Here is a 21,921-nt window from a genome sequence, read left to right on the forward strand (position 1 = left end):
ACAACCTATTCAGATACAGAGAACTCTGCATGACGATATGCAGCCGGGCAAGGGACACCTCATGATCCAGTTCGACGCGGTCCACAAGCGCTTCCCGAACGGCACCACAGCGGTCCACGACCTCTCCCTGGAGATGCCAGAAGGCGGCGTGACCGTCCTCGTGGGATCCTCCGGTTGCGGCAAGACGACCACCCTGCGAATGATCAACCGGATGGTCGACCCGACCTCCGGGACCATCCGGGTCGGCGGCCGTGACGTGCTGGACCAGGACGCCGCCGACCTCCGCCGTTCCATCGGTTACGTCATCCAGCAGTCGGGCCTCTTCCCGCACCGCACGGTCCTCGACAACATCGCGACCGTGCCGCTGCTCCTCGGCTGGGGCCGCCGCAAGGCACGGGCCCGGGCCGTGGAGCTCCTGGAGACGGTCGGCCTGACCGCCGAGTCCGGGAAGCGCTACCCGCACCAGCTCTCCGGCGGCCAGCAGCAGCGCGTCGGCGTTGCCCGCGCGCTCGCCGCCGACCCGCCGGTACTCCTGATGGACGAGCCCTTCGGCGCGGTCGACCCGGTCGTCCGCACCCAGCTCCAGGACGAACTGCTCCGGCTCCAGAAGGAGTTGAGCAAGACGATCGTCTTCGTCACGCACGACATCGACGAGGCGGTACGGCTCGGCGACCAGATCGCGGTCTTCCGCACCGGCGGCCACCTCGTCCAGTGCGCGACGCCGCAGGAGCTGCTGGCCCGCCCGGCGGGCGACTTCGTCGCGGACTTCCTCGGCGCCGAGCGCGGCCTGAAACTCCTGTCCCTGACACCGCTCAAGGACATACCGCAGGCACCGGCCCCCGAGGGCGGCACCTGGGAACTGGCCCTCGACGAGGCCCGCAGGCCCCTGCACTGGCGCACCAGAAACACCGGGGACACCAAGAACTCCAGGAACACCACCAGGAACACCGGGGACACCAGGAGCACCGGGGACACCGAACTCCCCGTACGCCCCCTGCGCGACACGGACTCCCTGCTGGCCGCCCTCAACGAGTCGATAGCCTCCCCGACCGGCCTCGTGGCCCGAGTCGACTCCGACGGCTCCCTCACCGGCGTGACCTCGCGCGACGAGATCCACCAGCACGCGGGCCAGGCGCACGCGGAAGCCCGGGTGGCCTGATGACCATCGACTGGTCGTGGCTGGGCGACCACACGGACGACCTCACCACCCTGACCTTCTCGCACCTCCAGGCGGCCCTGTCCGCGGTCTTCCTCGGCCTGCTGATCTCGTTCCCGCTGGCCGTGGTCGCCCACCGGATCCGCCCCTTGCGAGGCCTGCTCCTCGGCCTCTCGAACGTCCTCTTCACGATCCCCTCCATCGCGGTCTTCGTGCTCCTCCTCCCGGTCTCCGGCCTGACCCGCACCACCACGGTCATCGGCCTGACGATCTACACCCTCGTCGTCCTCCTGCGGAACACGGTCGAGGGCCTCGACTCGGTCCCCGCGAAGGCGAAGGAGGCCGCGAAGGCGATGGGCACGCGCCCCCTGCGCGCCCTCCTCACGGTCGAGCTCCCCTCGCGCTTCCCGTGATCATGGCGGGCGTCCGTATCGCCACGGTCATGTCAATCTCGCTGGTCTCCGTGGCCACGTACATCGGCGACGGCGGCCTCGGCCAGCTCTTCACGGACGGCTTCCAGCGCAACTTCCCGACCCCGGTCGTCGTCGGCGTCGCCCTGACGCTCCTGCTGGCCCTGGTCGCGGACGCGGCTCTGGTCGCCGTCCAGTACGTACTCACCCCGTGGACGAGGCGGCGAGCCTGACATGTACGAACTCTTCAAGAACCTCGGCGACTGGCTGGTCAGCGGCGAGCAGTGGTCCGGCCCCGACGGCATCGGCCACCGCCTCGCCGAACACCTCCAGTACTCGCTCCTCGCCACCCTCGTGGCCGCCGCGATCGCCCTCCCCCTGGGCCTGCTGATCGGCCACACCGGCCGCGGCGCGTTCCTCGCGATCAACCTCGCGTCGTTCGGCCGCGCGCTGCCCACCGTCGGCCTGGTCGTGCTCGTCTTCCTGGCGAGCGGCCTGTCGATGTGGCCGGTGTACGTGGCGCTGGTCGCCCTCGCCGTCCCGGCGATCGTGACGAACACGTACGCGGGCATGACCGCCGTCGACCCGGACGTGAAGGACTCGGCACGCGGCCAGGACATGCGCTGGCACCAGGTCCACTTCCAGGTCGAACTGCCCCTCGCACTCCCGCTGATCATGACGGCCTGCGACTGGCGCTGACCCCAGCCCGGCGAGGACAGGGGGGCTAACCCCAGTGTCAAGCCGACTCCGGCTCTCTACCGTTGTCCTATGACCGGATTGGAAGCCCCCGACGCCGAACTCAAGAAGGAACTCGACGCCACCTTGCACGCACGCAAGGAACTGGGCGAAGAGTACGAGTCCGCGCTGGTCGACTCGTTCCTGGAAAAGGTCGAGCAGCGCCTGGACGGCGCGGTCGACCGCCGGGTGCGCCGCCATCTCGCGGAACAGCAGATGGTGGTGGCCCGGGGCTCGCGCGCCCCGCAGGGATCGTCCGATTCCTTCGGCGAGCGCTTCGGCTTCGGGATCGTCTCGCTGGTCCTGGCCGTCCCCCTGTCCGCCATCGGCGGCGGTGTCGCCGACCTGCCCGGCCTCCTGGTCGCCTGGGCGGGCATCGTGGGGGTCAACGTGGCCCAGACGGCCCGCAACTCCCCGTACCTCTTCGGCAGGCGCCGCAAGTCCTCCCAGGACAGCGAGTGGGAGGACTGAGTCCTCTTGTCAACGACCCGGGAATGAATTCCCGGGCTTGCAGCTCGTGACCATCACTGGCGGTGATGGGTCCGGCCGCGTCCAGAACTCACGCGATGAGCGTGAGTTCAGGGGCCGCTGACTGGACCCCGCAGACCCACGCCATCCACCCGCGGTGGGCGATGTTGTGGGACGAGTTACGGTCCGCGTGATCAACGAATCCGCAGGACCGGCAGGCGAACCGGGCTTGTGAGGGCCGGTTGCCGCGTTCGACGTGATGACATTGGGAGCATTCCTGGCTGGTGTATGCCGGATCGACGTACACCACCGGCACCCCGGCCTTCGTTGCCTTGTAGGCGATGAAGGCGCCGAGTTGCGCGAAGGTCCAGGAGTGGAGCGTGGCGCGTTGGGGCTTTCTCAGCCGGGCCCGCTCACGAATGCCCTTCAGGTCTTCCAGGGCTACTCCGCGACCGGTGCGTTCAGCCTCCGCCACGATCCGCTTGGAAATCTTGTGGTTGATGTCCTTGTTGCGGCGGGCCTCTTTACCCGCGTACTTCCTCGCCCGCCGCTTGGCCGACTTGGTCTGCTTCTGCTGCAGCTTGCGTCGCAGCTTGCGGTCGTTCTCCCGTTTCCGGTTGATCCCGCGCCCGCAGTGGCGTTCACCGTCACTGGTGGCGGCGATGTTCACGATGCCGAGGTCCACGCCGAGGAAGGCGACCGGGTGGGTGTTCAGCGCGGCTTCGGGCATCTCGCAGGTCGCGATCAAGTACCACTTCCCGCCCTGGTGCAGCAGGTCGGACTCGCCCTGGCGATGCCGGGCCAGGACCTCCAGCTGTTCGGCCTGTCCGGTGAAGGCGAGGTCTTTCATCCGGCCCGCCGTGGTCCAGATCGACACGGTGCGAACCTCGTGCTGCCAGGACAGCATCCGGTCGTCATAGGGCTGGGCGGCCTCCGGGCGAAAGACGACCGGCTTGCCCGAGGCGCGGGTATGGCCTGTCGATCCCGGCTTGCCGTACCGGCCGGCCCGCAGACTGGCTCTCAGGGTGGTGTAGGCGTCGCAGGTCTTCTTGATCGCGTGCTGGGCGGCCTGCGCCCCCAGCCCCCACCGGGTCTTGATGTCCTGGTAGGCCAGCTTTCGCAGGGCCAGGTTCTTGCGCGCCCCCTCCTCGAAGGCGACCGCCGAGGCCCAGGTGGCTGCCTCGTTGCAGGCGGTCAGCGTCGCCTCAAGTGCCGCCGCCTGCCCGGGCGTCGGCAGCAGCTTGAGCCGCACCACCAGCTTCATGACGCCGACCCTAACCCTCCGGGCATACAAGCCGTCCCACCGCGCACATACCCAACACGATCAAGCGACCGGTCGCGCACATGTACGCCTCACGCTCCTTCTCCGGCTCCGCCGGACAGCGATACGGGCGCTCCGCACCCGAAGAAAAAGCTGCTGCGACGCTCCGCGTCACAGCCACGGGATGCGATTCCTCCCGGGCGTGAACGCCCGGGGGTTCCTCGCAAGATCAGGCTGAAGCGACGAGGCCGCAACCATCAATTGAGGAACCACGACGGCGAGCAGCCACGTCCGCGAGAGCGGCGCCGGTTCAGGCGCAAAAGGGGGCCAGATCCGCGAGAGCGGCGCCGGTTCAGGCGCACAGCGAAGGGCCCGGTACCAGTAGCGGTACCGGGCCCTTCGTGAGCTTTGCGCGGGGACCGCCGCACCCCCGTTACCGGGGGGGCGGGACGACGGCGGTCCCCGCGAGGGACGCGGGCCGGGTCAGGACCGGGCTTGCGCGTCCGTGGCGTCCATGGAGGTCCGGGAGCCGCTCCGGAGGTCCTTGGCGCCGTTTCGGTGCCGGCCGGGGCGGGGAGCCGCTCCCGCCCTTGCCGACATCCACCAATGTGCCGGACCCGTGTTAAGCGTGTGCTGCGCGGACGTGACGCGCTCGTACCACTTCCACGAAGTTCCTCTGTGATCGCTCACACCGGAACTTCCCCTCCGGGGCGGGCAGTTCACCGGAGTTCCTACTGCCGTCCACCCTTGGCCAGGAAGGACAGCAGGTCCTGCCGGCTGACGACACCGGTGGGCTTGCCCTCCACGAGGACGATCGCCGCGTCGGCGGCGCCGAGTACGGACATCAGGTCGCCCACGGGTTCACCGGAGCCGACCTGGGGCAGCGGGGGCGACATGTGCTTCTCCAGCGGGTCGGAGAGCGAGGCGCGCTGGGTGAACAGCGCGTCGAGCAGCTCCCGTTCGACCACGGAGCCCACGACCTCGGCGGCCATCACGTCCGGGTGTCCCGCGCCCGGCTTCACGATCGGCATCTGCGAGACGCCGTACTCCCGCAGCACCTCGATGGCCTCGCCGACCGTCTCGTCCGGGTGCATGTGGACGAGGGACGGGATGGCCCCGTGCACCTTGTCGCTCAGGACGTCGGCGACGCGGGCGCTGGGGCCCTCGTCCTCCAGGAACCCGTAGTCGGCCATCCACTCGTCGTTGAAGATCTTGCTGAGGTACCCGCGCCCGCTGTCGGGCAGCAGCACGACCACGACGTCGTCGGGCCCGAGCCGCTCGGCGACGCGCAGCGCGGCCACGACGGCCATGCCGCACGAACCGCCCACCAGCAGCCCCTCCTCCTTGGCGAGCCGCCGGGTCATCTGGAAGGAGTCCTTGTCGGACACGGCGACGATCTCGTCGGCGACGGTCCGGTCGTACGCGGTCGGCCAGAAGTCCTCGCCGACGCCCTCCACGAGGTACGGGCGCCCGGACCCGCCGGAGTACACGGACCCCTCGGGGTCGGCGCCGACGACCTGGACCTTCCCGTCACTGACGTCCTTCAGGTACCGCCCGGTCCCGGAGATGGTGCCGCCGGTCCCCACGCCCGTCACGAAGTGGGTGATCCGTCCCTCCGTCTGCTCCCACAGCTCGGGGCCGGTGGAGTGATAGTGCGAAAGGGGATTGTTGGGGTTGGAGTACTGGTCGGGCTTCCAGGCGCCCGGGGTCTCCCGCACCAGCCGGTCCGAGACGTTGTAGTACGAGTCGGGGTGCGAGGGATCAACTGCGGTGGGGCAGACGACGACCTCGGCGCCGTAGGCCCGCAACACGTTGATCTTGTCGGTGCTCACCTTGTCGGGGCACACGAAGATGCACTTGTAGCCCTTCTGCTGGGCCACGATGGCAAGGCCCACACCCGTGTTGCCGCTGGTGGGCTCGACGATCGTGCCGCCCGGCTGGAGCTCGCCGCTCTTCTCGGCGGCCTCGATCATGCGCAGGGCGATGCGGTCCTTCACGGAACCGCCGGGGTTGAAGTACTCGACCTTCGCGAGCACGGTCGCCTGGATGCCGGCGGTCACGCTGTTGAGCCTCACCAGCGGGGTGTTGCCGACGAGGCTGATCATCGAGTCGTGGAATTGCACCGTTGTCTCCGGAGCTGCAAAAGAAGTGGTCGGGGTGGTGTCGTCAGCCTATGGCCTGTTTGGCGATTCCCGTCGTCGCCCGGATCGCAAGGCAGACAGGAATCGTCAGGCAGGGCCTAGGGGGTGTTTCGAAAGTCCGGTGCGGTGCCCGCGGTGTCCGGTGCGTGCTCTCGGTGTGCCGGCCGGAAGCCCTCGTACTGGACGTACTTGGGCTTTCGGCCGGTGCAGCGAGAGCGCGTGCCGGGCGCCGTGGGTGCTGTGCGGGACTTTCGAAACACCCCCTAGCCCCCTCCGGGGCGTTCACGTCGCGTTGAGATTGGGCGACGGTTCGTACGGGGCAAGCAGTGGGTGTACGGCAAAGAGGAGGTGGCGGCTACGCATGACGAGCTTTTCGAGGGCGAGGGTCGCACGGCGGATCGCCGCGGGCGCCGCGTACGGCGGCGGCGGGATCGGCCTGCTGGGCGCGGCGACGGTCGGCGTGGTGCTGGCCGAGGTACAGCTGGCCAAGCGCCAGGTCGGCAACGGCCACAGTCCCCGTCCGCCGAGCGCGGACGGGCTGTACGGGTATGTGTACGCCGGCCCGGAGGAACCCCTGCGCCTGACGATGCTGGGTGACTCCACGGCGGCGGGGCAGGGCGTGCACCGCGCCCGCCAGACACCGGGGGCGCTGCTCGCCTCCGGGCTGGCTGCGGTGGCGGAGCGGCCGGTGCGGCTGCAGAACGTGGCGCTGCCCGGCGCCCAGTCCGACGACCTGGACCGCCAGGTCGCGCTGGTGCTCGGAGAGCCGGACGGGATCCCGGACGTATGCGTGATCATGGTCGGCGCGAATGACGTGACGCACCGGATGCCGGCGACGCGCTCGGTCCGCCACCTCTCGGCAGCGGTACGCCATCTGCGTACGGCGGGTGCCGAGGTGGTCGTGGGTACGTGCCCCGACCTTGGCACCATCGAGCCGGTCCAGCAGCCGCTGCGGTGGCTGGCCCGCCGGGCCTCGCGGCAACTGGCGGCCGCCCAGACCATCGGCACGGTGGAGCAGGGCGGGCGGACGGTGTCGCTGGGCGACCTGCTGGGCCCGGAGTTCGCGGCGAATCCGCGGGAGCTCTTCGGTCCCGACAACTACCACCCCTCCGCCGAGGGCTACGCGACGGCGGCGATGGCCATGCTGCCCACGCTGTGCGCCGTGCTGGGCCTGTGGCCGGCGGAGGAGGAGCGCCCGGACGTGTCCCGCCGGGAGGGCTTCCTGCCGGTGGCCAGGGCGGCCGCGGAGGCCGCGTCCGAGGCGGGTACGGAGGTCACGGCGGCCATGCCCACGGGTCCGCGGGGCCCCTGGGCCCTCCTCAAGCGCCGCCGACGCCACCGGGTCCCGGCCACGGACCCGTCCCCGACGACGACCCGAGAGCCGTCGGCCTGAACGGCCTCGTCCTCAAACGCCGGAGGGGCTGCTAGTCAGCCCCTCCGGCGTTTGAGGAGCGGGGGTTCGGGGGCAGCGCCCCCGAGTAAGTGATGGGAATAGGCAGGGGCGGCGGGGGCGAGAAAAGCAAGCGCTTAGACAAATGCGGCCCGAGTCACACACCCACACCCGTGACCTGGCCCATACGTACGGGTAACTTCCCAACCAGGTCCGCCCACACCCCGTACTCCCGCCCGCCGCCCGACCACCGCCCCTCGACGAGGCTCCCCCAGAGCCGAACGCCTGGGGGGACCCCCAGCGCGCCGCCCCTTCCCATTGGAGCCGTAGATGCCCGAAGCCGTGATCGTCTCGACCGCCCGCTCCCCCATCGGCCGCGCCTTCAAGGGCTCCCTCAAGGACCTGCGCCCGGACGACATCACCGCCACGATCATCCAGGCGGCCCTGGCCAAGGTCCCGGAGCTCGACCCCAGGGACATCGACGACCTGATGCTCGGCTGCGGCCTCCCCGGCGGCGAGCAGGGCAGCAACCTCGGCCGCATCGTCGCGGTACAGATGGGAATGGACCACCTCCCCGGCTGCACGATCACCCGCTACTGTTCCTCCTCGCTCCAGACGACCCGTATGGCCCTGCACGCCATCAAGGCGGGCGAGGGCGACGTCTTCATCTCGGCGGGTGTGGAGATGGTGTCCCGCTTCACGAAGGGCAACTCCGACAGCCTCCCGGACACGCACAACCCCCTCTTCGCGGAGGCGGAGGCCCGCACCGCCGAGGTCGCCGCCAGCGAGGGCACGAGCTGGCACGACCCGCGCGAAGACGGCATCGTGCCCGACCCGTACATCGCGATGGGCCAGACCGCCGAGAACCTCGCCCGCATCAAGGGCGTCACCCGCCAGGACATGGACGAGTTCGGCGTCCGCTCGCAGAACCTCGCCGAGGAAGCCATCAAGAACGGCTTCTGGGAGCGCGAGATCACCCCGGTCACCACCCCCGACGGCACTGTCGTCAGCAAGGACGACGGCCCGCGCCCCGGCGTCACGATGGAGGGCGTCGCGGGCCTCAAGCCCGTCTTCCGCCCCGACGGCCTGGTCACCGCCGGCAACTGCTGCCCCCTCAACGACGGCGCCGCCGCGGTCGTGATCATGTCCGACACCAAGGCGCGCGAGCTCGGCCTCACCCCCCTCGCCCGGGTCGTCTCGACCGGCGTCACCGGCCTGTCCCCCGAGATCATGGGCCTCGGCCCGGTGGAGGCGTCGAAGCAGGCCCTGGGCCGCGCCGGCCTGACCGTCGACGACATCGACCTCTTCGAGATCAACGAGGCGTTCGCCGCCCAGGTGATCCCCTCCTACCGGGACCTGAACATCCCGCTGGAGAAGCTGAACGTGAACGGCGGCGCGATCGCGGTCGGCCACCCCTTCGGCATGACCGGCGCCCGCATCACCGGCACGCTCATCAACTCCCTCCAGTTCCACGACAAGCAGTTCGGCCTGGAGACGATGTGCGTCGGCGGCGGCCAGGGCATGGCGATGGTCATCGAGCGCCTGAGCTGACACCCGGAGCCACCGCGGGAGCCGGAGTCAGAACCGAAGCACCGCCTCTGTAACCGCAGTTGAACTCAGCGTGACCGAATCGGCCCGGAGCCCCACACCCACCGGGACTCCGGGCCGTTTTGTGATCCAATCTCCCCCAGGATGTGACCTATCTCCCTTCGGAGAGCGATTTACGCAGGTCAGAGCCGTTACGCGACTAAACATCAGGCCTAAAGTCCTGCCCTTTTCGTGACGTTACGCACTGACAGCTGGTTAGTCCGCCCTTCAAGCTGATGTAGGAAGTCGGGGGTCGACTTTGAACCGGGAGTACGTCAGTGAGCGCCACGTCACTTGCTCTGCTGCTCGCCACAGCCACCACCACGGCCGTGGGCGTCGCCGTTCTGCGCACCCTGCTGGCGCTGCGCCGAGAGGTCGCGGCCCTGCACACCGAGATCACCGAGAGCCGTGCCGCGGCCGCACGCGGCCTCGTGCCGTCCGCCCGCTCGGCGACGGACACGGACGAGATACGCACCGCGGTGGCCGAGGCGCTCGCCGAGGAGCGGGAGCGGGAGCTCGCCGAGGCCCGGGCGTTCTGGGCCGCCCAGGAGGCACGTGACGCCTCGGACGCGCCCACGCTGCTCGGCCTCCCGGACAGCGACCTGTTCCTGCCGCGCCAGTCGGACTTCGCGGGCCTGGAGCACCTGGAGCCGGTGACCGAGCCGGCCGCCGACGCCGACGAGTTCGCCGGGGACTCCCCCGAACTGGCCGCGGCCCGCCGCCGTCACCCCTCGCACCCGGACTTCGTACCGGTCCAGTCACCCGTCGTGAACGACCACGAACGCACGGTGGCCTGCCTGGAGGAACTGGCCGAGTCCCGCACGGAACTCACCGACGTGCGCCCCGGCCCCCTCGGCACCCTCGACGTCTACGTCTTCGCCGACGGCACCACCCTCTGCATGACCCCGGGCCACCGCGAAACCGCCGAACGCCTGGCCGACTCCCTCCGCACCGGCCACCCCCCGGTCCTCCTGGGCGGCTCCGGAGTCTCAGGCGCCTACGCCCTGACCTTCGAATGCGCAGAAGAAAACGTCTACGTCCTGGCGGACAGGGTCATAGCGTCGCTGTAGCACCTTGGGGGCGCAGGGAACGCCGCAACCCTTGGGGGCGCAGGGAACGCCGCAGCCCTTAAGGGGCGCGTGGAACGGCGCATTCTTTAGGGGCGCGGGGAACTGCGCGCCCAGCCACAGTCGGCGGGCACCCGCCGACGAACCTCAAACCCCCGCCCTCTTCTGCGCCTCCTCCACAACCCGCACAGCCTCCACAACCTCATCCACCGTGGTCAGCACAACCGCCAAATCATTCCCAGCCAGAGTGATCTGATCGGCCGCGGCGAACATCCCCGCATCCGGCATCTCCAGAGGCTCCCGCAAGGGATCCTCCAACCGCTGGGCACGCAGTGCCAACTCCCTGGCCAGCCCCAGCGCTTCCGCGGCGGCGCCCCGTTGCAGCCGACTCTGCGGAGCGGCCCGCAACCGGTCGGCGAAATGTTCCACGGCCCGCGTCAAAGGCGTCGTATCAAGCACGCGCCGACCCTACGCGCCTCATCTGGACTGTTGCCAACAGGCCAACGCTCAGGCACGGTGACTTGAAGGACCGGCTTACATCCCATGCGTCCGGAGGCGCCGATGTCCCAAGTCTTCTCCGAGGAGACCCATCGCAACCTGCTCGCCCGCATCCCCCATTGCACCGGTCGTGAGATCTCCGACTGGCTGCGCACCGTCGACGAAGGCCCCGCTCTCTTCCGCTTCGAGGAGAAGGTCAGCTGGCTCCGCGCCGAGCACGACCTCGCGTACGGCCACGCCAAGGCGATCATCCACGAGTACGACCTGAGGAGGGCCGCGCGCAAACTGCTCTGAGCGCGCTTTCGCTTCCGCTCCGGCACCCGAAAAAAATGGAAGGGCCCGCGAACCAACGTTCGCGGGCCCTTCCCACTGCGGGTTCTGCTCTGCCGGCCGGCGGGGGCTGATGGCGCCCCGCGGCGGAGCCGCAAATGTCACAGCCCCGCGCCCCCAAAGGGGCGCCCCTCGGCGAGGCAGCTCAATCGTTGCCGCTAATCGTTGCCGCTAATCGTTGCCGCTAATCGTTACCGCTGAAGATCGCGACCAGGCGCAGCATCTCCAGGTAGATCCACACAAGGCTCATGGTCAGGCCGAAGGCGGCCAGCCAGGACTCCTCACGCGGCGCTCCGTAGGCGATGCCGTCCTCGATCTGCTTGAAGTCGAGCGTCAGGAAGAACGCACCGAGGACGATCGCGAGAATGCCGACGATCGCACCCAGCGGGCCCATGCTCCGCAGCCCGCCGTCATCGGCCACGCCGAACGCGACCAGCAGCAGGTTGACCGCCATGACGAGCACGAAGGCGATGGCGATGGCCATGCCGATGCGCGCGTACCGGGCGGTGACGCGGATCCAGCCCGCCCGGTAGATCAGCAGGGTGGCGCCGGACACCGCCATGGTGCCGAGCACCGCCTGGAAGGGCGCGCCGCTCCACCGGCTGTTGAACATCTCGCTGATCACGCCGAGGAAAACGCCCTCGAAGGCGGCGTACGCCAGGATCAGCGGGGGCGAGGCCTTGCGCTTGAAGGCCTGCACGAGCGCGAAGACCATCGCGATGAGCGCGGAGCCGATGGCCAGGCCGAAGCTGGTCGACGTGACCGGCAGCAGGACCCAGGCGAGCACGGCACCGACGGTGACCGTGCCGAGTGTGATGGCCGAGCGCGCGACGACGTCGTCCATCGTCATGCGGCCGGCGGCCGGCGGGGCCTGCGGCGGCGCTCCGTGCTGGAGGTCCTGCGGGGCGTAAGGATTCTGCGCGTACGGGCTGCCGCCCTGCGGGGTGCCCGCGTACGGGTTCCCCTGCGTTCCGACAGCGGGGCCCCCGGCCTGCGGCGCGGTGTTGAAGCCCGCGTAGCCGTTGTCGCGGCTGAACCCCCGTCGCGAGAAGACCGGGTTGCTGCTCCTCATTTCACTCCTCCATGGCCACCCTGCGCGGCCTTGGCTCAAGAGTAATGGGTAGGCAAAAGAAAGCCTCTAGTGCCTGGGAGGATCTTTCCCCTCTTGTGACCGGGAACACCAGGCCTCAACCCCGCATTCCCCGCACCGTTACAACGCCGGTACGCATCACTGCGGTTCCCCCTTCCGGGGCACCTCACTCCAGCGGGAAGCCCGTGTAGGCCTCGGCGAGGTCCTGCTCGGCGGCGCGGGCGCCGGCGATCCGCTCCAGCCGGGCGAGCTGGATCCGGTCCTCGAAAGGCGTCGCGTCGGCCGCGCGGTGCAGCAGCGTCGTCATCTCGTACGAGAACCGCTCGGCCTGCCAGACCCGCCGCAGACAGGTCTCGGAGTACGCGTCGAGCCGCTCGGCCGACCCGGTCTCCCGCTCGTACGCCAGCGCCCGCGCGAAGGTGACGACGTCCCCGACGGCGAGGTTCAGCCCCTTGGCCCCGGTCGGCGGCACGATGTGGGCGGCGTCCCCGGCGAGGAAGAGCCGCCCGTACCGCATCGGCTCCCGCACATGGCTCCGCATGGGCGTGACGGACTTCTGGGTGATGGCCCCCCGCTCCAGCCGCCACCCGTCCCCGGTCTCGAACCGCCGCTCCAACTCGTCCCAGATCTCGGCATCGCCCCACTCCTCCACATCGGTGCCCTCGGGCACCTGGAGATAGAGCCGCGAGACGACGGGTGACCGCATGGACAACAACGCGAAGCCACGCTCATGACGGGCATAGACGAGCTCGTCGTGCGAGGGCGGCACATCGGCGAGGATCCCGAGCCACCCGAAGGGGTAGGCCCGTTCGAAGACCCGGGTGACCTCCGCGGGAATGGCCGTACGGGCAACACCCCAGAACCCGTCACACCCCACAACGTACGAACACTCCAACACCTCCTCGCGCCCCTCGTGCCGAAAGCGCACCCGCGGAGCCCCGCCCTCCGCCCCCTCCACAGCGAGGGCCTCCGCCTCGAAGAGCAACGGCCCGCCCTCCTTCAGCTGAAGCGCGATGAGGTCCTTGCACACCTCGGTCTGGGCGTAGACCATCACGGACCGCCCACCGGTCAGGGCGGGAAAGTCGACCCGGTGCCGCCGCCGTTCGAACCGCAGCTCGATCCCGTCGTGCCGCAGCCCCTCACGATCCATGCGCTCACCGACGCCCGCGGCCCGCAGCACGTCCACGGTCCCCTGCTCCAGGATCCCGGCCCGCTGCCGCCGCTCGACATACGCCCGGTCCCGGCTCTCCAGCACAACGGACTCGATCCCCGCGTTGTGCAACAGCCGCGCCAACAGCAGCCCGGCGGGCCCGCCCCCGATGATCCCGACGGTGGTACGCATAGCCACGCCCTTTCGCACGCTCCGCAAACGCCCGCGAGCGCTGCACACCCACTTCATTCGTTCGCAGAGTGAAAATTAATTCACCAATCCGCTACCGTGAGTCTCCGACGGACAGCACCTGCTGTCAACGGCTACGGGGTGAAGTCCTCAATGAAGGATGCACCCTTCATTGGGATACGCCGGGAAGGGCGGAAGTGTCGGAGGTGCCCGGAACCGGACTTGAACCGGTACGCCCGCGAGGGGCAGCGAGGTTTAAGCTCGCCGTGTCTGCATTCCACCATCCGGGCAGGCCATGGGGTCCGCGTCGAGTGTTCCGAGCCTATCGGGACGCATCCCTCGAACAGCGGACGGGCGGACCGATGTTGTCTTATTTTATTGACGTCTGAGGGTGCATCAGCCCACGGTACGAGCCATACGCACTTGCCAAATGCCATTCGACCGAAGCTTGACGGCGTATGGGGAATGACGTGATTTCACCGCCCGAACGAGCGGAACCTGACGAACCGTCGCCGATTCCCCCCTCAGGGGCGGGCCTCATCCCTAGGTATGACACAGGCAAGGCGGGTCCGACCCAAGACTGCCTTCGGAACCAGAACAGCGGGTGACTACACGAGGCCGATCGGCGTCGACGATGGAACGGTCGTCCTTACTCGTCGTCGTACCGACAAGGAGCACCCTTCCGTGACCACCATGCCCCTCGCCGACCGTGCCACCACGGTGGCCGCCCGCGCCTCGGAACTGTCCAAGGTCTACGGACAGGGTGAGACCCAGGTGGTCGCTCTGGACCGGGTCTCCGTCGACTTCCGGCAGGCCGAGTTCACCGCGATCATGGGCCCGTCCGGCTCCGGCAAGTCCACGCTGATGCACTGTGTGGCGGGCCTGGACTCCTTCTCCTCCGGCTCGGTCCGCATCGGAGACACCGAACTCGGCTCCCTCAAGGACAAGCAGCTCACCAAGTTGCGCCGGGACAAGATCGGCTTCATCTTCCAGGCGTTCAACCTCCTGCCGACCCTCACGGCCCTGGAGAACATCACCCTTCCGATGGACATCGCGGGCCGCAAGCCGGACAAGGAGTGGCTCAACACGGTGATCCGGATGGTGGGCCTGGCCGACCGCCTCTCCCACCGTCCCTCCCAGCTCTCCGGCGGCCAGCAGCAGCGCGTCGCCGTGGCCCGCGCGCTGGCGTCCCGCCCGGACATCATCTTCGGCGACGAGCCCACGGGAAACCTGGACTCCCGCTCGGGCGCCGAGGTCCTCGGCTTCCTCCGCAACTCCGTACGAGAGCTGGGCCAGACCGTCGTCATGGTGACCCACGACCCGGTGGCCGCCGCATACGCCGACCGCGTCATCTTCCTGGCCGACGGCCGCGTGGTCGACGAGGTACTCAGCCCCACGGCGGACGCGGTCCTGGACCGCATGAAGCAGTTCGACGCGAAGGGTCGCACCAGCTAGTCGCGCTCTCCGGACAGCGGTCCACCCACGGCCCGTCAGTGGCTGACCGCGCATTCGCCCGCGCCCCTAAAGGGGCACGCCCCGCAGCCCCATCCCAAAGGGACGCGACCCCAGCCACCCGACACCCGAGGGACGCGCCCCGCAGCAGTGACGCACCGTGCCACCGGCCCGCAGTCGCCCGCGCGCCGGAGGGGACGGGTCGGGGGGTGTCCGCCCGCAGCGGATGGCGCGTCGACTCGCGCACGTCCTGAAAGCCACCGATTCCGCGCCAGACCGAGGACGGATACCCCCCGGCCCGTCCCCGCCCCACGACGACGCCAGGCGCACGACGACGCCCGGCGCACACGCCACGCTCCACGCTCCACGCGCCCCACCTCGTACACGCCGCAGACGCCGTACACGCCCGTACACGCCGCACACCTCGTACACCAGGACTGAGAAGACAATGTTCCGAACCGCCCTGCGCAACGTGCTGGCGCACAAGGCCAGGCTGCTGATGACCGTGCTCGCCGTGATGCTGGGCGTCGCGTTCGTTTCCGGCACCCTGGTCTTCACCAACACCATCTCGGACGCCTACCAGAAGAGCTCGGCAAAGGGCTTCGACCAGGTCGACGTAGCCATCCAGCCGGACTCCCCGCCGGCCGAGGACGACCAGGTCCGCAAGGACCCGGAGCTGACCCAAGCCGTCCTGGACAAGGCCGCCAAGGCCCCCGGCGCCGAGTCGGCCATCGGCGTGGTCACCGGCTTCACCGCCATCGCCGACAAGAACGGCAAGCTGATCGGCGACGGCTTCCAGTCGCAGGGCGGGAACTACTGGTCCGACAAGGACCCCCGCTACCCGCTCAAGAGCGGCAAGGCCCCGAGCGGCGCGAACGAGATCGCGCTCGACACCGAAACCGCGAAGCGCGCCGGCTACAAGGTCGGCGACACCGTCCGGCTCTCGATAGACGGCCCGGTCCTCACCCCCACCATCACCGCCCTCTTCACCACGGACGACGGCAACGTCGCCGCCGGCGGCAGCCTCGCCCTCTTCGACACGGCCACGGCACAACAGCTGTTCCACAAGACCGGCGCGTACGACGAGATCGACGTGAAGGCGGCCCCGGGCACCAGCCAGACCGCACTTCGGGCGAGCCTCGAAAACGTCATCCCGAAGGACACCACCTCCACCACGACGGGCCGGCAACTCGCCGACGACCAGGCCGTCATGATCGAGTCGCAGATGAGCGGCCTCAAGACCGGCCTCCTGGTCTTCGCCGGCATCGCCCTGTTCGTCGGCACGTTCATCATCGCCAACACCTTCACCATGCTGGTCGCCCAGCGCACCAAGGAACTCGCGCTCCTGCGCGCGGTGGGCGCCTCGCGCAAGCAGGTCACGCGCTCGGTACTCCTCGAAGCGTTCGTCGTCGGCACGGTCGCCGCCGTCACGGGCCTGCTCGCCGGCATCGGCATCGGCGCGGGCCTGCGCGCCCTGATGGGCGCCCTGGACCTCACCGTCCCGGCGGGCCCGCTGGTCATCACCCCGGGCACGATCGGCACGGCGTTCGCCGTCGGCATCCTGGTCACGATGCTCGCCGCCTGGCTCCCGGGCCGCCGCGCCGCGAAGATCCCCCCGGTCGCGGCGATGAGCAGCGTGCACGCGGCGGCGACGACCAAGTCCCTCGTCCTGCGCAACACCCTCGGCGCCCTGTTCGCGGCCGCCGGCATCGCGGTCGTCCTCTACGCGACGACGTTGCACGGCTCGGCCGGCCAGGCCCCCATGGGCCTGGGCGCGGTCCTGCTGATCATCGGCGTCTTCATCCTCACCCCGCTCCTCTCCCGCCCGCTGATCGCCGCCGCGGCCCCGGTCCTGCGCGTCTTCGGCGTCTCGGGCAAGCTGGCCCGCCAGAACTCCGTACGCAACCCGCGCCGTACGGCCGCCACCGCCTCCGCCCTGATGATCGGCCTGACGCTGATCACCGGTATGACGGTGATGGCGGGCAGCCTGCAGACGTCGATCGACAAGATGGCCACCGCCTCGCTGAAGGCGGACTACGTGGTCTCGATGGCGAACAGGAACGCCCTGTCGCCCGACGTCGCGAAGAAGCTCGACAAGGTGGACGGCGTCACCGCCACCAGCCCCCTGCGGAACGCCCTCGCGCGCATCGACGGGGAGACGGAGTACCTGACCGGCGTGACGGGCTCCACCATCGGCGAGCTGACCAGCCTGAAGGTCGGCAACGGCGCCTTCAAGGTCGGCGGCACGCAGATCGTCGTGGACGACGAGACGGCCAAGCACTACGGCTGGAAGGCCGGTTCGACGTTCACGACCTCGTTCGAGGACGACAAGAAGCAGCAGCTGACGGTCGCCGGGGTCTACGAGGGCAACGAGCTGATCCGCGGCATCATGATCGACACCGCGACCCTCGCCCCGCACCAGGCCGGCCAGACGGACCCCGCCGACATGCAGGTCATGGTGAAGACCTCCGGCGGCCCGTCCGACGCGACCAAGGACAGGCTGGAGAAGGCCCTCGGCGACAACCCGGCCGTCAAGGTCCAGGACAAGCAGGACGTCTCCAACGACATCGCGCAGATCTTCACGCTGATGCTGAACATGCTGTACGGCCTGCTGGCGATGGCGGTCATCGTCGCCGTCCTCGGTGTCATCAACACCCTCGCCATGTCGGTCTTCGAGCGCTCGCAGGAGATCGGCATGCTCCGCGCGATCGGCCTCGACCGCAAGGGCATCAAGCGGATGGTCCGTCTGGAGTCCCTGGTCATCTCGCTCTTCGGCGGTGTACTCGGCGTGGGCCTGGGCGTGTTCTTCGGCTGGGCGGCCGGCGAACTCCTGGCGGGCACGATGCCGACGTACGAACTGGTCCTGCCCTGGGGCCGGATGGGCGTCTTCCTGCTCCTGGCGGGGGCGGTCGGCGTCCTCGCGGCCCTGTGGCCGGCCCGCCGGGCGGCACGCCTGAACATGCTGTCGGCGATCAAGTCGGAGTAGCGAAGACCCAGCCGAAACAGCAGTACCAGTACGACAGTTGGGGCCCCCGTCCGCAAGGAACGGGGCCCCAACCGCGTACGTACCAGCTCCAGGAACGAACCAGTCCCAGGAACAAAACATGCCAGGAACGAGTCAGTACCAGACAGCAGGTCAGTACCAGACAGCAGGTCAGTTCAAGACAGCAGGTCAGTTCCAGGTACGAGCCCGAAGCGGCATCCCCGACGCCCCCGACTCGGACGTCCGCACCGCCAGCACCTGATTCACCCCGATCCGATTGCGTTCGAAGGCGAGCGCGGAGGCGGCCATGTAGAGGCGCCAGACCCGGGCCCGGCCGGGGCTGGTGAAGCGGACCGCGTTCGGCCAGTCCGCCTCCAGGTTGGCGACCCAGCGGCGCAGGGTGAGCGCGTAGTGCTCGCGGATCGACTCGACGTCACGGACCTCGAACCCGGCCGCCTCCAGTTGGCTCACGGTCCCGCCGATCGGGGCGAGCTCGCCGTCCGGGAAGACGTACGCGTCGATGAACTCGTCGATCTCGTACCCCGATTCGTCGCGCCACGGCCGACGGCCGATCTGGTGGTTGAGGAGCCGTCCGCCCGGTTTCAGGAGGGCGAACAGATCCCGCGCGTACTCCAGATAGCGGTCGCTGCCGACATGCTCGGCCATACCGATGGAGGAGATCGCGTCGTACGGACCATCCGTGACATCGCGGTAGTCCTGGACGCGGATCTCGACCCGGTCGGTGAGCCCCTCCTCCGCGACGCGCTTACGGGCGTACGCGGCCTGCTCCTGCGACAGCGTGACGCCGACGACGCGCACGCCGTACTCGCGCGCGGCGTGGATGGCCATCGAGCCCCAGCCGCAGCCGACGTCGAGCAGCCGCATGCCCGGCTTCAGGTCCAGTTTGCGAGCGATGAGAGCGAGCTTGTGGCGCTGGGCGTCCTCCAGGGTGCCGTCCGCGGACTCCCAGTAGGCGCACGAGTAGACCATGGACGGCCCGAGGACGATCTCGTAGAAGTCATTCCCGACGTCGTAGTGGTGGCTGATCGCCCGTCTGTCGCTGCGCTTGGTGTGCAGATGGCGACGCCGCCGCACCTCCTCGCGGGGCGGGGCGGGGGGCAGTGGCGACCCCGCCATCCTCACGAGCCCGCGTACGGCTGCCCGTACCTCGGGGTCCCGCAGGGCCTCGCGCAGACTCCGGGCGTCCTCGCCCCGCTCCCACACCAGCTCGGCCATGACGGCCAGGACGGCGTACAGATCGCCGTCCACCGTCAGGTCCCCGGCGACCCAGGCCCGTGCCATGCCCAGTTCGCCAGGCTTCCACAGCAGTCGGCGCAGAGCCCGGCGGTTCCGTACGACGAGTACGGGGCCCTGGGGCGGGCCCGCCTCCGAGCCGTCCCAGGCGCGAATCCGCACCGGGACGGGGGCTCCCAGCAACTGCTCCATCAGCGCCTTCAGCCGCAGCGCCGCGTCCTGCATGACGCACACCTCCGTGACGAGGGATCCCAACAGACTCCAACACCACGTAAACACCAACGGGCCCGATTCGCAGTCCCGCCAAAGCGTTACATCTGAGCAAAATACATGCAACCAACACCCACCCGGCGGACCCGGCCGGGTTGTTTTCGCCCCCGCCGCCTCTGCCCTCCCCCACTCTCGACTTCGCTCGAGCGGGGGAGGGCAGGGGCGGCGGGGGCGAGAAAACCCCGAAGGGGACCGCCCGCACCACGGATGGCGGGCAGCCCCCTTCGGGGTTGGAACGATGACCCGAGGGTCAGGAAGCCTTGGCCTTCTCCTCGGCCTTGGCCGTAGCCGCAACCGTGGCCGAAGACGCGGGCTCGACCGGAGCAGCAGCGGCGGCCGCAGGCGCCGGCTTCGCAGCCTCGTAGAACTCCTCACGAGGAGTCTCCATGGCCCCGAGCGACACAACCTCACGCTTCAGGAACATCGCAAGAGTCCAGTCGGCGAAGACGCGGATCTTACGGTTCCACGTCGGCATGGCCAGCCCGTGGTAGCCCCGGTGCATGTACCAGGCAAGACGACCCTTGAGCTTGATCTTCATCTTGCCCATGACGATCATCGCGACGCCCTTGTGCAGGCCGAGCCCGGCGACCGCACCCTTGTTGGCGTGGCTGTAGTCCTTCTGCGGAAAGCCCCGCATACCGGAGATCACGTTGTCGCCGAGGACGCGGGCCTGACGCAGCGCGTGCTGCGCGTTCGGCGGGCACCAGGCGTTCTCGTTGCCGGCCTTGCGGCCGGCGAGGTCCGGCACCTGGGCGTTGTCGCCGGCGGCCCAGATGTAGTTCGTGCCCTGCACCTGGAGCGTGGTCTGCGTGTCCACGTGACCACGGGGGCCGAGCGGCAGACCGAAGCGGGAGAGCACCGGGTTGGGCTTGACGCCGGCCGTCCACACGATGGTGTTGGAGTCGACCTCAAGGCCGTTCTTCAGCACGACGTGGCCGTCGACGCAGGAGTCCATGGAGGTGGAGAGGTAGACCTCGACGCCACGTCCTTCGAGGTGCTCCTTGCCGTACTGGCCGAGCTTGGGGCCGACCTCGGGAAGGATCTTGTCCGCGGCGTCGACGAGGACGAACCGCATGTCCTCGCGGGACACGTTGTTGTAGTACTTGGCCGCGTCGCGGGCCATGTCCTCGACCTCACCGATGGTCTCCGCACCGGCGAAGCCACCGCCGACGAAGACGAAGGTGAGCGCCTTGCGCCGCACGTCCTCGTCGGTCGTGGAGTCGGCCTTGTCCAACTGCTCGAGCACGTGGTTGCGCAGGCCGATGGCCTCCTCGATGCCCTTCATACCGATGCCCTGCTCGGCGAGGCCGGGGATCGGGAAGGTGCGCGAGACCGCGCCCATCGCGATGACGAGGTAGTCGAAAGGCAGCTCGTACGCCTCACCCACGAGGGGGGCGATCGAGGCGACCTTGCGGTCCTGGTCGATGGTCGTGACCCGGCCGGTGAGAACTTCCGCCTTGGGCAGCACGCGTCGCAGCGGGACGACGACGTGCCGAGGCGAAATGCTGCCGGCGGCGGCTTCGGGGAGGAAGGGCTGGTAGGTCATGTACGACCGGGGGTCGACGACCGTGACGGTCGCCTCGCCGTAGCGCATCTTCTTCAGAATGCGCCGAGCTGCGTACAGGCCTACGTACCCACCACCTACTACGAGGATCCTGGGACGCTCCGTGGTGCTCATGCCATCGAGTATCCACCTGCCCCAGGGGGGTCGCTCGTGCGCCCCTTCACAAGCTTCTTCACACCCTCTGCTACACTGCGCGGCTCACGTGACCCAGGTCATGACATGACAGAGGAACCAGCGCATGACGCGGACCGTTGTCAATGCCGCGTGAGCTGCCGCTGAGGCCCCTCACCGCTGCCAAACCAGCCCCCTTTTTCATACGATCGCAGCGCCTGCGGAACACCCTGTTGATCATGCTCCGGCCCCGCTCAGGGACCCCGGAAGCCCCAGAGGAACGAAAACGTCGCTCAACAGGGCTGATTCTCTTGTGAAGAACTTCACGAACTTTTCCGACGAGGTACTGCCGGGCCCGTTCCCAAGCCCCTCCAGAGCCCTCCAACACCGCTCATACGCCACCCGGCCTGCTCAGCCGAGACCCCCGACGAGCGGCGGAACGGCAGCAACCAAGACGACAGCAGCAAGAGGCCAGACCCAGCCCGCAGACCACGCAAAACCGTCAAGCAAGTCCTCTGCATAGACACCGGGCCCACGCTCGAAATAGACACCGGGCCCACGCCCGCGTCACAGAGATGGGACTGGCCGCGCAGCCTCCAACTCGCAGCACATCGGCCCCAGGAGGCAACACCCAACTCATTGACATGGGCATGCCCGAATGCTGGACTAGACCACATCTTTCGGGCGCCCTGAACCGCGGGCGCCGCCATGGCATTCCACTCGATCCACTCGATCACGCCCTGCCCAGAGCGCTCCTGACCAGGGCGCTCCCAACCAGAACGCTCGATCAGGACCGTGGATCGGATCGCGGTCCT

At 69.0% G+C, this 21,921-nt stretch carries 15 protein-coding genes, 1 tRNA gene and 2 pseudogenes; 10 read left to right on the plus strand and 8 right to left on the minus strand.

The window, feature by feature from the left end; genetic code table 11:
- Positions 1-61: 61 nt before the first annotated feature.
- From OHA11_RS17545 to OHA11_RS17560, 4 genes and pseudogenes are all read left to right on the plus strand, one after another.
- Positions 62-1,159 carry an ABC transporter ATP-binding protein gene (locus tag OHA11_RS17545; protein ID WP_266497253.1) on the plus strand — a complete coding sequence of 366 codons (1,098 nt, stop codon included), beginning with the start codon at positions 62-64 and terminating at the stop codon, positions 1,157-1,159.
- Positions 1,159-1,799 (plus strand): annotated as a pseudogene (locus OHA11_RS17550) (ABC transporter permease). The gene OHA11_RS17545 and the pseudogene OHA11_RS17550 overlap by 1 nt, the downstream one beginning before the upstream one ends.
- Before the next feature lies 1 nt (position 1,800).
- Positions 1,801-2,247 (plus strand): annotated as a pseudogene (locus tag OHA11_RS17555) (ABC transporter permease); the annotation flags it as partial.
- Between the two features lie 87 nt (positions 2,248-2,334).
- Entirely contained in the window at positions 2,335-2,772 is a 438-nt protein-coding gene (locus OHA11_RS17560) for a hypothetical protein (protein WP_266497254.1), read from the plus strand.
- 88 nt (positions 2,773-2,860) lie between these two features.
- Here OHA11_RS17560 and OHA11_RS17565 read toward each other — a convergent pair whose 3' ends face one another.
- Complete coding sequence (locus OHA11_RS17565) at positions 2,861-4,033, minus strand: transposase (RefSeq protein ID WP_266497255.1); 1,173 nt, start codon at positions 4,031-4,033, stop codon at positions 2,861-2,863.
- Between the two features lie 728 nt (positions 4,034-4,761).
- On the minus strand, positions 4,762-6,153 hold the full coding sequence (locus OHA11_RS17570; protein WP_266497257.1) for a cystathionine beta-synthase: 1,392 nt from the start codon (positions 6,151-6,153) through the stop codon (positions 4,762-4,764).
- 379 nt (positions 6,154-6,532) lie between these two features.
- On the opposite strand from OHA11_RS17570, the gene OHA11_RS17575 reads away from it, so the two are divergent.
- The 3 genes from OHA11_RS17575 to OHA11_RS17585 all read left to right on the plus strand — a co-directional run bounded on the left by OHA11_RS17575 (position 6,533) and on the right by OHA11_RS17585 (position 10,218).
- Positions 6,533-7,564 carry an SGNH/GDSL hydrolase family protein gene (locus OHA11_RS17575; RefSeq protein ID WP_266497264.1) on the plus strand — a complete coding sequence of 344 codons (1,032 nt, stop codon included), beginning with the start codon at positions 6,533-6,535 and terminating at the stop codon, positions 7,562-7,564.
- A gap of 327 nt (positions 7,565-7,891) precedes the next feature.
- Positions 7,892-9,112: an acetyl-CoA C-acetyltransferase gene (locus OHA11_RS17580; RefSeq protein WP_266497271.1), complete on the plus strand. Its 1,221-nt coding sequence runs from the start codon at positions 7,892-7,894 to the stop codon at positions 9,110-9,112.
- A 314-nt stretch (positions 9,113-9,426) separates the two neighbouring features.
- Complete coding sequence (locus OHA11_RS17585; RefSeq protein ID WP_266497273.1) at positions 9,427-10,218, plus strand: hypothetical protein; 792 nt, start codon at positions 9,427-9,429, stop codon at positions 10,216-10,218.
- Positions 10,219-10,362: 144 nt separating this feature from the next.
- On the opposite strand, the gene OHA11_RS17590 is transcribed toward OHA11_RS17585, so the two are convergent.
- Complete coding sequence (locus OHA11_RS17590; RefSeq protein ID WP_266497275.1) at positions 10,363-10,674, minus strand: hypothetical protein; 312 nt, start codon at positions 10,672-10,674, stop codon at positions 10,363-10,365.
- 102 nt (positions 10,675-10,776) lie between these two features.
- Between OHA11_RS17590 and OHA11_RS17595 the strand changes: the two genes are divergently transcribed.
- Entirely contained in the window at positions 10,777-11,007 is a 231-nt protein-coding gene (locus OHA11_RS17595; protein ID WP_103550712.1) for a DUF4287 domain-containing protein, read from the plus strand.
- A gap of 220 nt (positions 11,008-11,227) precedes the next feature.
- Here the strand turns inward: OHA11_RS17595 and OHA11_RS17600 are convergent, their stop codons facing one another.
- The 3 genes from OHA11_RS17600 to OHA11_RS17610 all read right to left on the minus strand — a co-directional run bounded on the left by OHA11_RS17600 (position 11,228) and on the right by OHA11_RS17610 (position 13,762).
- On the minus strand, positions 11,228-12,115 hold the full coding sequence (locus tag OHA11_RS17600; RefSeq protein ID WP_266497285.1) for a Bax inhibitor-1/YccA family protein: 888 nt from the start codon (positions 12,113-12,115) through the stop codon (positions 11,228-11,230).
- A gap of 184 nt (positions 12,116-12,299) precedes the next feature.
- Entirely contained in the window at positions 12,300-13,475 is a 1,176-nt protein-coding gene (locus OHA11_RS17605; RefSeq protein ID WP_266497288.1) for a 4-hydroxybenzoate 3-monooxygenase, read from the minus strand.
- A gap of 204 nt (positions 13,476-13,679) precedes the next feature.
- Positions 13,680-13,762, minus strand: a tRNA-Leu gene (locus OHA11_RS17610).
- A 394-nt stretch (positions 13,763-14,156) separates the two neighbouring features.
- Here OHA11_RS17610 and OHA11_RS17615 point away from each other — a divergent pair.
- Together OHA11_RS17615 and OHA11_RS17620 are read left to right on the plus strand one after the other, a co-directional pair.
- Complete coding sequence (locus OHA11_RS17615; RefSeq protein ID WP_266497290.1) at positions 14,157-14,927, plus strand: ABC transporter ATP-binding protein; 771 nt, start codon at positions 14,157-14,159, stop codon at positions 14,925-14,927.
- A gap of 445 nt (positions 14,928-15,372) precedes the next feature.
- A complete protein-coding gene (locus OHA11_RS17620; RefSeq protein WP_266497293.1) occupies positions 15,373-17,910 on the plus strand; it encodes an ABC transporter permease in 2,538 nt (845 codons plus the stop codon).
- A 186-nt stretch (positions 17,911-18,096) separates the two neighbouring features.
- On the opposite strand, the gene OHA11_RS17625 is transcribed toward OHA11_RS17620, so the two are convergent.
- Together OHA11_RS17625 and OHA11_RS17630 are read right to left on the minus strand one after the other, a co-directional pair.
- The gene (locus OHA11_RS17625) at positions 18,097-19,386 is read right to left on the minus strand and encodes a cyclopropane-fatty-acyl-phospholipid synthase family protein (protein WP_266497295.1); all 1,290 of its coding nucleotides are present in this window, start codon (positions 19,384-19,386) and stop codon (positions 18,097-18,099) included.
- Between the two features lie 295 nt (positions 19,387-19,681).
- The gene (locus OHA11_RS17630; RefSeq protein WP_266497298.1) at positions 19,682-21,109 is read right to left on the minus strand and encodes an NAD(P)/FAD-dependent oxidoreductase; all 1,428 of its coding nucleotides are present in this window, start codon (positions 21,107-21,109) and stop codon (positions 19,682-19,684) included.
- Positions 21,110-21,921 lie beyond the last annotated feature (812 nt).

Source organism: Streptomyces sp. NBC_00878, assembly GCF_026341515.1.
GTDB lineage: Bacteria > Actinomycetota > Actinomycetes > Streptomycetales > Streptomycetaceae > Streptomyces.